This window comes from Streptomyces sp. PR69 (assembly GCF_026420845.1).
Classification (GTDB): Bacteria; Actinomycetota; Actinomycetes; order Streptomycetales; family Streptomycetaceae; genus Streptomyces.
Genome location: NZ_JAOWCB010000027.1, coordinates 46,829 through 60,580 on the forward strand (window position 1 = coordinate 46,829; position 13,752 = coordinate 60,580).

Here is a 13,752-nt window from a genome sequence, read left to right on the forward strand (position 1 = left end):
GGATCCCAGGATCGCACCCGCGCGAAAGCGGTGGCGAACGTATTTGCCCCGCGGGCTCAGGCGCGGGCTGGCTGAGGCGATGAGGCAGTATGGACCAGATCCGTCCGGACCCGCCTGATCCTGTCCGGCCCTGACCGGCCGTATCCGGTTCCTGGCCGTGTCCGGCCCCCGCTGTGTTCGGCCCCGCCGTGTCCGGTCCTGAGCGAAAGGAAGCCCTGTCCATGCTGGCCAGTCGCGCGCACCGAGGCCGGGTCCCGGCAGCGGCGGCGACGGCGGTGCTGCTGGGCATGGTGTTCGCGCTGCTGCTGTGCGCGTCGTCGGGCGCGGCCCCTGCTCCCGCTTCTTCTCCCGCTTCCTCCGGGGGCGTGACGAACGCGACTCCGGCGACCGCGGTGACTGCCGCGACAGCGACCGTCGCGGAACAGGGCTTCGCGGATCAGCACGCCCCCGGTTGCCGCAAGGGCGTCAAGGACCAGGACAACGGCGCCCACCCGGCGACCCCGCCGCGCGGCGGCGTCGGCTCCGAGTTCCTTCCGGCCCTGCACCAGACAGGCCACAGCGCGTCCGCCGCGGGCGGCAGCCTGGCCGGGGTCATGCTGGACGTCACACCGGAGCGCGGGCCTCCGCCGCTGGCCCCGCCCTCACCCATGGAACTGTCCATCCTGCGCGTTTAGGCAGTGCCCGGTACCGCCCACCCGGTACCCGCACCACGCTGTCCCCCCCTTTCACGCACCCATCACGGCCTTCGCTCAGGAGCACTGCCATGTCCGCTTTCTCTCGTTCATCCCGCAAGCCGCTGGCGATCGGCGCGGGCGTCGTCGCCGCCGCGCTGCTGTTCGGCTTCGCCTCGTACACGGCCACCCGCCCCGACGCCGACCCCTCGCCGTCCCGGAACGCCAGCGCCGCGGCCGACTCCTCCGCCGACTCCTCCACTGATTCCTCCGCGGACTCCCAGGCAGGCGTCTACCCGGAGCTGGAGAAACTCGCCCGCCGCGACGCCAAGGACCCGCTCGCCCAGGGGCGCGCCGACGCGCCCGTCGTACTGATCGAGTACGCCGACTTCAAGTGCGGCTACTGCGGGAAGTTCGCCCGGGACACCGAGCCGGAGCTGGTGAAGAAGTACGTCGAGAAGGGCACCCTGCGCATCGAGTGGCGCAACTTCCCGATCTTCGGAGAGGAGTCCGAGTCGGTGGCCCGGGCCGCCTGGGCGGCGGGGCAGCAGGGCCGTTTCTGGCAGTTCCACGAGGCCGCGTACGCCGAGGGGGCGAAGGAGAAGGGGTTTGGCGCGGACCGCCTCAGGCAGCTCGCCGAGACGGCGGGGGTCGCGGACCTCGATCGCTTCGACAAGGACCGGGACGGCGACGCGGCGAAGCAGGCGGTGCGGAAGGACCAGGACGAGGCATACGGACTGGGCGCGACATCCACCCCGTCGTTCCTGGTCAACGGCCGGCCGCTGGCGGGCGCGCAGCCGGCCGAGACCTTCGCCGAGGTGATCGAGGCGGCGGCGAAGCAGGCGGCGGCGAAGTGAGCGACATCGGATATCTGGCCGCCTTCCTGGGCGGCCTGCTCGCGCTGCTCAGCCCGTGCAGCGCACTGCTGCTCCCGGCGTTCTTCGCGTACTCCATCGACTCCGCGTCCCGGCTCGTGGCCCGTACGGGCATCTTCTACGCGGGACTGGCCACCACCCTGGTGCCGCTCGGCGCGGCGGGCTCCTACGCGGGGCGCTTCTTCTACGGCAACCGCGATCTGCTGGTCGCGGTTGGCGGCTGGCTCATCATCGCGCTGGGCGTGCTCCAGATCCTGGGGCTGGGCTTCGCCTCCCGCCGTATGGCCGAGCTCTCCGGCCGCATCCGCCCCACGAACGCGGTCTCCGTCTACGCCCTGGGCCTGGTGTACGGCCTCGCTGGCTTCTGCGCCGGCCCGATCCTCGGCAGCGTCCTGACGGTCTCCGCGCTCAGCGGCAGCCCGGTGTACGGCGGTCTGCTCCTCGCGGTCTACGCCCTGGGCATGGCGGTGCCGCTGTTCCTGCTCGCGCTGCTGTGGGACCGCCTCGACCTGGGCCGACGGCGGTGGCTGCGGGGCCGCGCCTTCCGGCTGGGCCGGCTGGAGCTGCACACCACATCGCTGCTGTCCGGACTGTTCTTCATCGCCCTGGGCGGCCTCTTCCTCGCCTTCGACGGCGCCACGGCCCTTCCGGGCCTGCTGTCGGTCGACGACTCCTTCGCAGCCGAGCGGTGGGCGCGGGACCTGGGCGCCGCCATCCCGGACTGGCTGCTCATCGTGGCGGCCGTGGCGATCGCCGCCATCACCCTCGGCACCCGCGGCTGGCGCCGCCGCGAACGCACCTGACACCCCAGCGGCCCGGCCCCGGAGACATCCCCCCCGGGGGCCGGGCCTCAGCGGACGGGTCGCCTCACTTGGCGTGCGCGTTGGCGTAGGAGAAACGCGAACGCCCCCTCCGGTGCTCCGGAGGGGGCGTTCGGGCCCTGGCGGGCGGTGGTGGCTGGGGCCGGGGTCGAACCGGCGACCTTCCGCTTTTCAGGCGGACGCTCGTACCAACTGAGCTACCCAGCCACGCGACCGGTGAGGGCCGCAGCGGTCCTGACGGGATTTGAACCCGCGGCCTCCACCTTGACAGGGTGGCGAGCACTCCAAACTGCTCCACAGGACCAAGCATGGTGCGAGAGCAAGTCTCGCACATGGTGATGCGTGCCCCCAACGGGATTCGAACCCGTGCTACCGCCTTGAAAGGGCGGCGTCCTGGGCCACTAGACGATGAGGGCTAAGGGCCCACCTGGGCGCTTCTCAGCGCGTCGGGGACGTGAGAAGCATATGGGATGGGAGGAGGTATCGCCAAAACGGTTTAGAGGGAGGGGGCGGGGCTGGGTGATCCCGGCCCTGGGGAGGGGTTTGGAGAGGGGGTCGCGGAAGGACTGGGCGAGGCGGTCGGCAGCGGGGTGTTCTCCTCCGCCAGATGGCGGGTCACCTCTGCGGAGGTCAGCCCCAGGCCGCCCAGGGTGATCTCGTCCCAGGCCTGCAGCCGTTTGGTCGTGCGGTCCAGATACAGCACCGAGGTCTCGACCTTCGCCGGCTCGTCCCTCTCCACCGCGCGCAGCCCGCCGCCGCCCGTCGAGCCCTCGACCTTGAGGCGGGTGCCGAAGGGGAGGAGTTCGTTCTCGCGGCGGTGGATGTCGCCCGCCAGGACGAGCGGAACGGTCCCGTCCGTCTCGCGGGCGGCAAGCGGGTTGTGGACCACCGCGATGTCCACCGGGGTGCCCGCCCTCTCCTGGTCGCGCAGGGCGGAGGCGAACCGGATTCCGGCCATGTATTCGACGGCCTCGCCGCCGTCCTCCAGGGAGCGGTCCGGGGTGAAGCGTGGGTCCCCGGTGCCCGCGATGCGCAGCCCGCCGATGTCCATGGCGGCGCCCTCGTCGAGGACGTGCACGTTCTTCAGCTTGCTGAGGTACTCCTGGGTGATGAGGGAGTCGTGGTTGCCCCGGACCCAGACGTAGGGAGCGCCGAGCCCGGGGATCGCGTCGAGGAAGGCGTTCTCCGCGGTCGCGCCGTGGTCCATGGTGTCGCCGGAGTCGATGATCACGTCGATCTCGTACTGCTTCACCAGCGAGCCGATGATGTGCCACGCCGCGGGGTTGAGGTGGACGTCGGAGACGTGCAGCACCCGGATGGTGCCCGGGTCCGGCTGGTACGCGGGGAGCGTGGAGGTGGCCTCGTACAGCTTGGTCACATTGGTCACCAGCCGGGCCAACTCCTTCTGGTAGACGTCGAATTCGCTGATGATGGAGCGGGCGTCGCCGACGACGGAGGGCGCGGAGGAGAGCAGTCCGGAGTAACGGGGCTCCAGGACGGACTTGGGGTTCCAGGAGGCGTACGCGGCGGTGCCGGACGCGGCCAGCAGGGCGAGCGCCAGGCCGCCCGCGGTCAGGGCCCGCCGCGGGCTGCGGAAGACGGCCAGGCCGAGGGCGGTGGCGCCGGCGACGACGGCGATGCAGGAGCGCACAGCCAGATCGGTGGCGCCGTCCCGCACATCGCGGGAGATCTCGTCCTGGAGGCCGGAGATCAGCTGCGGGTTCTCGACCAGGTCCTGGGAGCGCGCCGGGTCGAGCCGGTCGACGTCCACGTCGAGACGGATCGGGGCGACATGGGAGTCCAGTTCCAGCGCGCCGAGCGGCGAGACGTTGATCTTTGTGCCGCCGGTCACGGAGGGGCGCAGGGTCATGCTGGTGTCCATCGGCCCCACCGGGGTGTGGACGCTGCCGACGATCAGCAGCCCGAGCCACGCGCCGAGCAGCACCACCGCCGCCATGCCCAGGGCGCTGGCCCACGGGTGCGGGGTGTGGACGAGGGAGCTGACAGGGGTGGCGTGGTGGGCGCGGTAGCGACGCGGGAGCATGTCGAGCGGGCCCCTGAGGCGACCTGGGGCGCGGCGAGGGGGAATCGGGTGGCGCGGGTTCCGGCGGCTCGGGTTCGGGCGGCGAGGACGGCGTTCCGAGGCTTCGCGGTCCATTGCTCCGATATGCCCAGGTAAGCAGCGGAGCATGCGGAGAGGCGGGCCGGAACCCTGCGCACGGGGCTCGTACGTGACAATGGCCACGTGCTGGAGATGACGCGCGAGGAGTTCGAGGAACTGGTCGCCGAGGCGCTCGACCGGATCCCGCCGGAGCTGACGCGGCTGATGGACAATGTCGCGGTGTTCGTCGAGGACGAGCCGACCGCGGACGACCCCGAGCTGCTCGGGCTCTACGAGGGGACTCCGCTGACCGACCGAGGCGAGTGGTACGCGGGCGTGCTGCCGGACCGGATCACGATCTACCGCGGCCCCACGCTGCGGATGTGCGAGTCGCGCGAGGACGTCGTCGCGGAGACCGAGATCACCGTGGTGCATGAGATCGCCCACCACTTCGGGATCGACGACGAGCGGCTGCATGCACTGGGGTACGGATGATGGTTGCCATGAGATCCGGGAAAGCAGGGAAAGCCGGGGGGTCCGGAAAGGCAGGGTCTGGGAGATACCCCAACTACGTCCATGGCCCGGCCTCCGAGGCCATCGACCCCGACGTCGACCTCCATGTGCCCGCACAGCGCGCCGAGACGGCCGGCGCGCACAAGTGGCAGGTGCTGGGCGCGATCTCGGCGGGCGGCGCGGCCGGGGCGCTGGCGCGGTACGCGGCCTCCGTGCACTGGCCGGCCCCGGCGGGGGCGTTCCCATGGGCCGTGTTCTGGGTCAATGTGGCGGGCTGCGGTCTGATCGGGGTGCTCATGGCACTGGTCAGCGAGGGCGGCCGGGGTGCGCGCACGCATCCGCTGGTGCGGCCCTTCCTCGGGGTCGGGGTGCTGGGCGGCTTCACCACCTTCTCCACGTACGCGCTGGACTTCACCGAGCTGCTGGAGCGCGAGGAGGCCGGTACGGCGCTGGCGTACGCGGGCGGGACGGTCGTGGGCGCGGTGGCCGCGGTGTGGCTGGCGGCGTCGGCGACGCGGGCCGTGCTGGCCAGGACGGCGGCGGCGCGGTGAACTGGCTGCTGGTGGCCGTGGGCGCGGCGGTCGGGGCGCCTCTGCGCTATCTGACGGACCGTGCGGTGCAGCTGCGGCACGACTCGGTCTTCCCCTGGGGGACGTTCACCGTCAACGCGTGCGGTGCGCTGGTGCTCGGACTGCTGGCGGGGGCGTCGGTGTCCTCGCAGACGTATGCGCTGCTGGGCACGGGGCTGTGCGGGGCGCTGACGACGTACTCCACCTTCTCGTACGAGACGCTCCGGCTGGCGGAGCGCGGCTGGAAGTTCCTGGCGGCGGCGAATGTGGGGGCGTCGCTGCTCGTGGGGCTGGGGTCGGTGTTCCTGGGCGTGGAGCTGGCACGCGGCCTCACGGCCTAGCCGTACGCGCGCGTGGAGGCACGCGTCCGTATGCGGGCGGTCCCGCGGCGGTCCCGCGGCGAGCCCGCCGGGCGGGTGTCGCCGTGTGGGCCGGGCGGGTGGCCTGTGGGGCGTGTCCCTTGTGGGGCGAGGGGAGTTGGGCAGGGCAGTCGCGTCCCCTGCTCCCGTCCCGGAGGTGCCGTTGTGCGCCAGTTGTCAGTCCCCGGCCGCCGTGGCCGCCGTACGGCCGTCTGGATCGCCGCCTCATTGGCGCTCGCGGCCTCGTCGGCTGGCTGTATGAGCGTCAGCGACAACGACAAGGGCGACGCGAAGCCGGCGCCGAGCACGTCCCTGGACCAGGGCGGAACGGCCGCGGAGCCGGACGGCGGGCACGGGGCCCCGGGCGGCCGGCGGGTGCACATCGACAAGCAGGGCGCGAAGGACGAGGAGGACCGGGCGGAGGAGAAAGACGAGACACAGGGGGAGAAGGAAGCGGCCGTGTCGCCGAGCCCGAGCGGACCGGAGCCCTCCCCGCCGCCGGAGCCCGGCGACGGCGGTGCGCAGCCGAAGCCGTCGAAGGGCGAACCGTCGCCGACCGAGGGCGACGACGACGGGTCGCCCTCCTCGCCCCCGCCGTCCGAGCCGCCGAGCGAGCCTTCGGAGCCGCCCTCCGAGCCGAGCCCCGGGCCCTCGCCGGAGCCCACCGACGAGCCGCCGGCCTCCTCCAACCCCGAGGTGCAAGCCGGGGCGATGCACCCGGCGGACGAGCAGGGCGACGGCATGAAGGGCGAGCCGGAGGCGTCGCCGCAGCCGGGGCCGGCGTAGGGGCGTCGGCCACCCGGTTTGCGTTGGAAGGGGGAGGGTGCGTATGGTGGTAGATCGTTTGATCCCATTCATTGCCCGGCGCCGAAAGAGCGCGCCGTGTGGCGCGTACTCTCCCTGGCCGTGGCTGACCGCATTGAGGCGGTCGATTTGCGAATCACGGAGTTTGGGCGCGTGCCGAGACTCCGGAAGGTTTCGCATTTCGCATGTCCGCATTCAATTCTGATCACGTCGTCGTGCCCGAGACCGGGGCGGACACCGCCGCGGCTGCCGAGGCTCCTGCGGCCGCCGAGGCCCCGGTGGCCTCCGCGGCCGACAGCGCGCCCGCTGAGCCCCAGATCACCTTCGGGGACCTGGGCCTGCCCGAGGGCGTCGTCCGCAAGCTCGCGCAGAACGGCGTGACCGTCCCCTTCCCGATCCAGGCCGCGACCATCCCGGACGCCCTGGCCGGCAAGAACATCCTCGGCCGCGGCCGCACCGGCTCCGGCAAGACGCTCTCCTTCGGCCTGCCGCTGCTCGCCACCCTGGCCGGCGGCTACACCGAGAAGAAGAAGCCCCGCGGTGTCATCCTCACCCCGACCCGTGAGCTCGCGATGCAGGTCGCGGACGCCCTCCAGCCGTACGGCGACGTCCTCGGCCTGAAGATGAAGGTCGTCTGCGGCGGTACGTCCATGGGCAACCAGATCTACGCGCTGGAGCGCGGCGTCGACGTCCTCGTCGCCACCCCGGGCCGGCTGCGGGACATCATCAACCGCGGCGCGTGCTCCCTGGAGTCCGTCCAGGTCGCCGTCCTCGACGAGGCCGACCAGATGGCCGACCTGGGCTTTATGCCCGAGGTGACCGAGCTGCTCGACCAGGTCCCGGAGGGCGGGCAGCGCCTGCTGTTCTCGGCCACGCTCGAGGACGAGATCGACACCCTGGTCAAGCGCTACCTGGTGGACCCGGTGACCCACGAGGTGGACCCGTCGGCCGGCGCGGTCACGACCATGACGCACCACGTCCTCATCGTGAAGCCCAAGGACAAGGCCCCGGTCACCGCCGCCATCGCCGCCCGCAAGGGCCGCACCATCGTCTTCGTACGCACCCAGCTCGGCGCCGACCGGGTCGCGGAGCAGCTGCGCGAGGCGGGGGTGAAGGCGGACGCGCTGCACGGCGGCATGACCCAGGGCGCGCGCACCCGCACGCTCGCCGACTTCAAGGACGGCCAGGTCAATGTGCTCGTCGCCACCGACGTCGCCGCCCGGGGCATCCACGTCGACGGCATCGACCTGGTCCTGAACGTGGACCCGGCTGGCGACCACAAGGACTATCTCCACCGCTCGGGCCGTACGGCGCGGGCCGGCAAGTCCGGCACGGTCGTCTCCCTGTCGCTGCCTCACCAGCGCCGGCAGATCTTCCGTCTGATGGAGGACGCGGGCGTGGACGCCACGCGCCACATCATCGGGCAGGGCGGCTCGTTCGACCCGGAGGTCGCCGAGATCACCGGCGCGCGGTCCCTGACCGAGGTCCAGGCCGACTCCGCCAACAACGCCGCCAAGCAGGCCGAGCGCGAGGTCGTCGAGCTGACCCGCCGCCTTGAGCGCGTCCAGCGCCGCGCGGCGGAACTCCGCGAGGAGGCCGACCGCCTGGTCGCCCGCGCGGCGCGCGACCGCGGCGAGGACCCCGAGACGGCTGTCGCCGAGGTCACCGAGGCCGCCGAGGCCGAGGTCGAGGCGGCTGCGGCCGCCGCGGCAGCGGCCGAGGAGCGCGAGCAGCGCCGGGACAACCGCCGCGATGACCGCCGTGACGACCGTCGTGACGAGCGCGGCAACTTCGAGCGCCGCGGCTCCTTCCGCCGGGATGAGCGCCGTGACGACCGGCGGGACGACCGCGGCGGTTTCCGTCGTGACGACCGTCGTGACGAGCGTCGTGACGACCGGCGGGACGACCGTGGCGGCTTCCGCCGCGAGGACCGTGGTTCGTTCCGTCGTGACGACCGCCGGGATGAGCGTCGTGACGACCGGCGGGACGACCGCGGCGGTTTCCGCCGCGAGGACCGTGGTTCGTTCCGCCGTGACGACCGCCGTGACGAGCGTGGCGGCTTCCGCCGCGACGACCGCCCCGGCCACCACCGCGGCAGCGACCGCCCCTTCAACCGCGACCGCCGCGACGACCGCCCCTCCGGCGGCGGCCACCGCTTCAACAGCGACCGCCCGTACGGCCGTCGTGACGACCACCGCGGCGGCGACCACCGCAGCAACTCCGGCTCCTCCTTCGGCCGCCGCGACGACAAGCCGCGCTGGAAGCGCAACGGCTGACCGAAAGCCTCGGAAACAGGCTGAAGCAGGCTCCGGACACCGGCAGACGGGCCGGGCGCACCTGGTGCGCCCGGCCCGTCCACCCATATGCCTCTTCACACCCGGCGAAGATCCGATACCCGATCGGCTCGCGCGAGCAGTCCGGCTATGCTGCACGGGTGCCTGTTTTCGCGGGCCGTTAGCTCAATTGGCAGAGCAGCGGACTTTTAATCCGTTGGTTGTGGGTTCGAGTCCCACACGGCCTACTGCTCCAGGGGCTGGGGAGACTTCCCTGACCTGCGATGAAGCGCCCGACCGGTTCAGCCGGCCGGGCGCTTCGCCGTTCCGGGACGTGCGTGTGCCCCGTGCGTGCCCGAGCGGGCGTACACCGGCGGGGTGGTTCCCGCCGGTGCGTCATGTCGGGAGCGAATCCGGACGTATCTCCTCTGGCAGGCTGGCCGCCGAGCGGCCCGAGTGAGCTGGCGGGAGTGATGGCCGATGCGGAGGCGGGCGTATGGCGCCGGGGCTGGTGCGGCGGGAGTGACGCGGTGGCCGCGGTGGGCCGTCCTGGTAGCGGGGTGTATGGGTGCGGCGGCATTGCTCGGCGGGTGTGAGTTGCCCGAGCCTTATGCGCCGGCCAGCAAGAATCCCGCGGGCGGCTACACGTACTACGTCAGCCCCGACGGGGACGACGACAACGACGGACTGTCCGAAGAGCGGCCCTGGCGGTCGCTGCAGCAGGCGGACGCGCTGCGGTTCAGGCCCGGCGACCGGCTGAGGCTGGAGGGCGGCGGCCGCTTCCGGGGCACGCTCAGCATCGGCAAGGGGGACGCCGGGAGCGCGAAGGCGCCCGTGGTGATCGAGTCGTACGGGGAGGGGCGGGCCACCATCGTCGCGGAGGACAGCCCGGGAATCTCGGTGCGGGACACCGGGGGCGTGGAGATCCGCGATCTCAATCTCGAAGGGGACAAAGCCGCGTTCGAACAGTGGGCGGGCGTCGACTTCTTCAGCGGGGCGGACGCGGGCGGCGAGCAGGAGAAGAAGCAGGAGGGGAGGCAGGAGAGGAAGCCGGCGCACCTGAGGATCTCCGATGTGGACGTCTCCCACTTCCGCAACGGCATCCGCATCGGCGGGCGCGACGGCGGCGGTTTCCGGGATGTCGTGATCAGCGATGTGGCCGTGTCCGGCAACCAGGACACCGGCATCGTCTCCTTCGGCCCGCGCTACGACCCGAAGGCACCGGCGTACGCCCACGAGGGTGTGACCGTCCTGCGCGCCAAGGTGTACGGGAACGCCGGCGATCCGACGGCGCACGACCGCAACACCGGCAGCGGGATCGTCCTGGGCAGCATCCGCGACGGCAAGGTGCAGCGGTCCTACGCGTACGACAACGGGGCGCGGTCCTCGGCGAAGGCCCCCGAGGGCCCGGAGGGGATCTGGACGCACGACTCGACCCGCATGCTCATCGAGAACAACGTCTCGGCGGGCAACCACACCGGGTCACGGGCCGACGGCGGCGGCTTCGGGCTGGACAACAACGTGTCGTCGTCCGTCGTCCAGTACAACCTGTCGTTCCACAACGACGGCCCCGGCTACATGATCTACTCCGGTCACGGCGGCGGCACCCACAAGGACAACACCGTCCGCTTCAACCTCAGCCTGGACGACGCCCGCAAGCTGTCGGAGTACGGCGGCATCGTGGCGTACGGCGCCCGGCTCGACGACCTGAAGATCTATCACAACACGGTGGTCCTCAAGGCCTCGGGCACGGGTGTGGCGGCGCCCGCGCTGCGGTTGCAGGAGGGGCTGCACAACACGGTGGTGAGCAACAACATCTTTGTGACGGACGGGGCCCCGCTGGTGGATGCACGGGCGGCCTTCCCGTCCGCGCAGGTGTCGCTCCGCGCCAACAACTACTTCAGCACCGGCGCATGGGCGCTGCGCTGGGGGCGGCAGACCTTCTCCTCGCTGGCCGCGTGGCGCGGGGCCTCCGGGCAGGAGAAGTGGGGCAGGACGTCGGCCGGCACCAGCGCGGACCCCTGTCTGCCCGCCGCCAAGGCCCCGGTCACCAGCGCGGACGAGGGAGTCGTCGCGCTGGTGCCGGGGTGTTCGGGGACCGTGCCGGGCGCACTGGATCTGCGGGAGTTCGGCATCGATCCGGGGGACGTGGACTACTTCGGCACGCCTCTCAGCGGCTCCAGGTCGATGGGCGCCGTCCAGCCGTCCGCAGAGTCCCGCACTGAGTCGCGCACTGAGTCCCGTACCGAGTCCAGCGCCAAGTCCAGCGCCGAGTCCCGTACGGAGCCCCCCGCCTCCCCCGCCGGCTGACGGACCCCGGCCGCGGGCTGCTGGCCGGGGAGCAGAGACGCGGCCGGACCGGCGGCGCCGCCGGGCGCCGGGCGGCCCAGGGCGCGCACCGTCCACCCCGCCGCCCGCCAGCGCGGTGCGTCGAGGGCGTTGCGGGCGTCCAGGATCCTCGGGGTCCGCACGAGCGGGGCCAGCGCGGCCGGGTCCAGTGCGCGGTACGCGGCCCACTCGGTCAGATGCAGGACGACGTCGGCGTCCCGGCACGCGGTGACGGCGTCCGGCGCGTACTCCGCCCCGGGCAGCACCGCGCGTGCGTTCTCCGCGCCTTCCGGGTCGTGGATGGACAGCTCTGCGCCTTCGCGGAGGGCCGCCTCCGCCACGGCGAGGGCGGGTGAGTCCCGTACGTCGTCGCTGTCCGGCTTGAACGTCACCCCGAGGACCGCCACCCGCCGGCCGGCGAGGTCTCCGCCCGCGAGGTCCCTGGCGACGTCCAGGGCCCGCCGCCGCTGCCGCAGATTGATCGCGTCGATCTCGTGGAGGAAGTCCACGGCGTGGCCCACGCCCATTTCCCGGGCGCGGGCGGCGAAGGCGCGGATGTCCTTGGGCAGGCATCCGCCGCCGAAGCCGAGCCCCGCGGACAGGAAGCGCCGCCCGATGCGGGTGTCGTGCCCGATGGCCTCGGCCAGGGTTGCCACATCCGCCCCGGCCGCGTCGCAGACCTCGGCCATGGCGTTGATGAACGAGATCTTCGTGGCGAGGAAGGAGTTCGCCGCGACCTTCACCAGCTCGGCGGTGGCCGGGTCGGTGCAGAGGTACGGGACGCCCGCGGCGAGCATGGGCGCGTACACCGCACGGAGGGTCTGATCGGCCTGGGAGGACAGGACGCCGGACACCAGCCGGTCGGGACGCAGCGTGTCCTGGACGGCGTACCCCTCGCGCAGGAACTCCGGATTCCAGGCGATCTCCGCGCCCCCGCCCTCGGGGGCGAGCCCGTCGACGAGCGAGGCGAGCCGGACCGTCGTGCCCACCGGGACGGTCGACTTGCCCACGATCAGACAGCGGCGGTGCAGATGCGGGGCGAGGCCCGTGACGACGGCGTCGACGTGGCGCAGATCCGCGGCGGGCGAGTCGCGTTGCTGGGGGGTGCCCACGCAGATGAAGTGGACGTCTCCGAAGCCGGCGGCCTCCCGCAGGGAGGTGGTGAACCGCAGCCGCCCGGAGCGGACGTTTCTGCCGAGGATCTCGCCCAGCCCCGGCTCGAAGAAGGGCGGGCTGCCGACGGCGAGTTCCTTGATCTTGGCGGCGTCGGAGTCGACGCCGAGGACGTCGTGTCCGATCTCCGCCATGCACGCCGCGTGCACGGCGCCCAGGTATCCCGTGCCGATGACGGTCAACCGCATGTCATGCCTCCTGTAAGCCGCTGTGCGGCAGGTCGGTCCGGCTTGGCCGGTTCAGTCCGGGTAGCCGTCCGGGTTGAGGTCCTGGAAGCGCCATGCGTCGGCGCACATCGCCGCGAGGCCGCGGGTGGCGGTCCAGCCCCATGCGCGCCCTGCCGCGCCCGGGTCGGCCACCAGCGCCGCCACATCCCCGGGGCGGCGGCGGGTGATCTCGTACGGGATGGGCCGGCCGCAGGCTTCCTGGAACGCGGCGATCAGGTCCAGGACGGACGTCCCCACCCCGGTGCCCAGGTTGAAGACCCGCATGCCGCGGTCGTCGCCCAGGTGTTCGAGGGCGACGCGGTGGCCGTCGGCGACGTCCATGACATGGATGTAGTCGCGCACCCCGGTGCCGTCAGCCGTCGGATAGTCGTCGCCGAAGACGCTCAGCGCCTCCCGTCTGCCGACCGCGACCTGGGCGAGATACGGCATGACGTTGCCCGGCACGCCGTGCGGGTCCTCGCCGAGCAGACCGCTCGGGTGCGCGCCGACCGGGTTGAAGTAGCGCAGCGCCAGAACGCTGAGCTCCGGCTGGTGCCGGCAGGCGTCGGCCAGGAGCTGTTCGCAGAGCCATTTGGAGGTGGCGTACGGATTGGTGGGGGCGGCCGGGTGGTTCTCGGTGAGCGGGATGCCGGCCGGGGCGTCGCCGTAGACCGAGCAGGACGAGGAGAAGACCAGCCGGTGCACCCTGTGCGTCCGCATGGCGTGCAGCAGCGCCGTCGTGCCGCCGAGGTTGACGTCGTAGTACTCCGTCGGCTTCTCCACGGACTCACCCACGGCCTTCTTCGCCGCGAAGTGCACGACCGCGTCGATGGAGTGGGCGGCGAAGACGCGGTCCAGCGCGGCGCGGTCGCGCAGATCGGCCCGGTAGGCGGCGGCGACAGGGCGGCCGGCGACCTTCGCGATGCGTTCCAGGGCGTGGGGCGAGCTGTTGGAGTGGTCGTCGACGACGACGACCTCGTAGCCGTGCTCGATCAGTTCGACGCAGGTGTGGCTGCCGATGAATCCGGCGCCGCCGGTGACCAGGACCGTTTCGGACAT

The 13,752-nt window shown here is 72.2% G+C and carries 11 protein-coding genes and 4 tRNA genes; 9 read left to right on the plus strand and 6 right to left on the minus strand.

Annotated features, from left to right (window positions below):
* The first annotated feature begins 221 nt into the window (after positions 1-221).
* The 3 genes from OF819_RS22495 to OF819_RS22505 all read left to right on the plus strand — a co-directional run bounded on the left by OF819_RS22495 (position 222) and on the right by OF819_RS22505 (position 2,349).
* The gene (locus tag OF819_RS22495; RefSeq protein WP_267245423.1) at positions 222-674 is read left to right on the plus strand and encodes a hypothetical protein; all 453 of its coding nucleotides are present in this window, start codon (positions 222-224) and stop codon (positions 672-674) included.
* An 89-nt stretch (positions 675-763) separates the two neighbouring features.
* A complete protein-coding gene (locus OF819_RS22500) occupies positions 764-1,528 on the plus strand; it encodes a DsbA family protein (protein ID WP_267245424.1) in 765 nt (254 codons plus the stop codon).
* Positions 1,525-2,349 carry a cytochrome c biogenesis CcdA family protein gene (locus tag OF819_RS22505; protein WP_267245425.1) on the plus strand — a complete coding sequence of 275 codons (825 nt, stop codon included), beginning with the start codon at positions 1,525-1,527 and terminating at the stop codon, positions 2,347-2,349. The genes OF819_RS22500 and OF819_RS22505 overlap by 4 nt, the downstream gene beginning before the upstream one ends.
* 148 nt (positions 2,350-2,497) lie before the next feature.
* Here OF819_RS22505 and OF819_RS22510 read toward each other — a convergent pair.
* The 4 genes from OF819_RS22510 to OF819_RS22525 form a co-directional block, all read right to left on the minus strand.
* Positions 2,498-2,574: transfer RNA gene (locus OF819_RS22510), tRNA-Phe, on the minus strand.
* 22 nt (positions 2,575-2,596) lie between these two features.
* Positions 2,597-2,671, minus strand: a tRNA-Asp gene (locus OF819_RS22515).
* Between the two features lie 39 nt (positions 2,672-2,710).
* Positions 2,711-2,783, minus strand: a tRNA-Glu gene (locus OF819_RS22520).
* 80 nt (positions 2,784-2,863) lie between these two features.
* The gene (locus tag OF819_RS22525) at positions 2,864-4,411 is read right to left on the minus strand and encodes a metallophosphoesterase family protein (RefSeq protein ID WP_267245426.1); all 1,548 of its coding nucleotides are present in this window, start codon (positions 4,409-4,411) and stop codon (positions 2,864-2,866) included.
* Positions 4,412-4,612: 201 nt separating this feature from the next.
* Between OF819_RS22525 and OF819_RS22530 the strand changes: the two genes are divergently transcribed.
* The 6 genes from OF819_RS22530 to OF819_RS22555 all read left to right on the plus strand — a co-directional run bounded on the left by OF819_RS22530 (position 4,613) and on the right by OF819_RS22555 (position 9,234).
* Positions 4,613-4,963 carry a metallopeptidase family protein gene (locus tag OF819_RS22530; protein WP_267245427.1) on the plus strand — a complete coding sequence of 117 codons (351 nt, stop codon included), beginning with the start codon at positions 4,613-4,615 and terminating at the stop codon, positions 4,961-4,963.
* 8 nt (positions 4,964-4,971) lie between these two features.
* Complete coding sequence (locus tag OF819_RS22535) at positions 4,972-5,532, plus strand: fluoride efflux transporter FluC (protein WP_267245428.1); 561 nt, start codon at positions 4,972-4,974, stop codon at positions 5,530-5,532.
* Positions 5,529-5,891, plus strand: coding sequence for a fluoride efflux transporter FluC (locus OF819_RS22540; protein ID WP_267245429.1), 363 nt, complete (start codon positions 5,529-5,531; stop codon positions 5,889-5,891). Before OF819_RS22535 ends, OF819_RS22540 begins: the two co-directional genes overlap by 4 nt.
* 183 nt (positions 5,892-6,074) lie before the next feature.
* Complete coding sequence (locus OF819_RS22545; protein WP_267245430.1) at positions 6,075-6,695, plus strand: hypothetical protein; 621 nt, start codon at positions 6,075-6,077, stop codon at positions 6,693-6,695.
* A 203-nt stretch (positions 6,696-6,898) separates the two neighbouring features.
* Positions 6,899-8,989: a DEAD/DEAH box helicase gene (locus OF819_RS22550; RefSeq protein ID WP_267245431.1), complete on the plus strand. Its 2,091-nt coding sequence runs from the start codon at positions 6,899-6,901 to the stop codon at positions 8,987-8,989.
* A 172-nt stretch (positions 8,990-9,161) separates the two neighbouring features.
* Positions 9,162-9,234 (plus strand) — tRNA-Lys (locus tag OF819_RS22555).
* Positions 9,235-11,139: 1,905 nt separating this feature from the next.
* Here the strand turns inward: OF819_RS22555 and OF819_RS22565 are convergent.
* Complete coding sequence (locus OF819_RS22565; RefSeq protein ID WP_267245432.1) at positions 11,140-12,675, minus strand: UDP-glucose dehydrogenase family protein; 1,536 nt, start codon at positions 12,673-12,675, stop codon at positions 11,140-11,142.
* A gap of 51 nt (positions 12,676-12,726) precedes the next feature.
* Positions 12,727-13,752, minus strand: a complete 1,026-nt coding sequence (gene galE, locus OF819_RS22570) for a UDP-glucose 4-epimerase GalE (RefSeq protein ID WP_267245433.1) — start codon at positions 13,750-13,752, stop codon at positions 12,727-12,729.

Bases quoted from the DNA above. Each gene is read 5' to 3' on its own strand.
- OF819_RS22495 (WP_267245423.1), top strand. From the start codon at position 222: ATGCTGGCCAGTCGCGCGCACCGAGGCCGGGTCCCGGCAGCGGCGGCG.
- OF819_RS22500 (WP_267245424.1), top strand. From the start codon at position 764: ATGTCCGCTTTCTCTCGTTCATCCCGCAAGCCGCTGGCGATCGGCGCG.
- OF819_RS22525 (WP_267245426.1), bottom strand. From the start codon at position 4,411: ATGCTCCCGCGTCGCTACCGCGCCCACCACGCCACCCCTGTCAGCTCC.
- OF819_RS22535 (WP_267245428.1), top strand. From the start codon at position 4,972: ATGAGATCCGGGAAAGCAGGGAAAGCCGGGGGGTCCGGAAAGGCAGGG.
- OF819_RS22550 (WP_267245431.1), top strand. From the start codon at position 6,899: ATGTCCGCATTCAATTCTGATCACGTCGTCGTGCCCGAGACCGGGGCG.
- OF819_RS22565 (WP_267245432.1), bottom strand. From the start codon at position 12,675: ATGCGGTTGACCGTCATCGGCACGGGATACCTGGGCGCCGTGCACGCG.
- galE (WP_267245433.1), bottom strand. From the start codon at position 13,752: ATGTCCGAAACGGTCCTGGTCACCGGCGGCGCCGGATTCATCGGCAGC.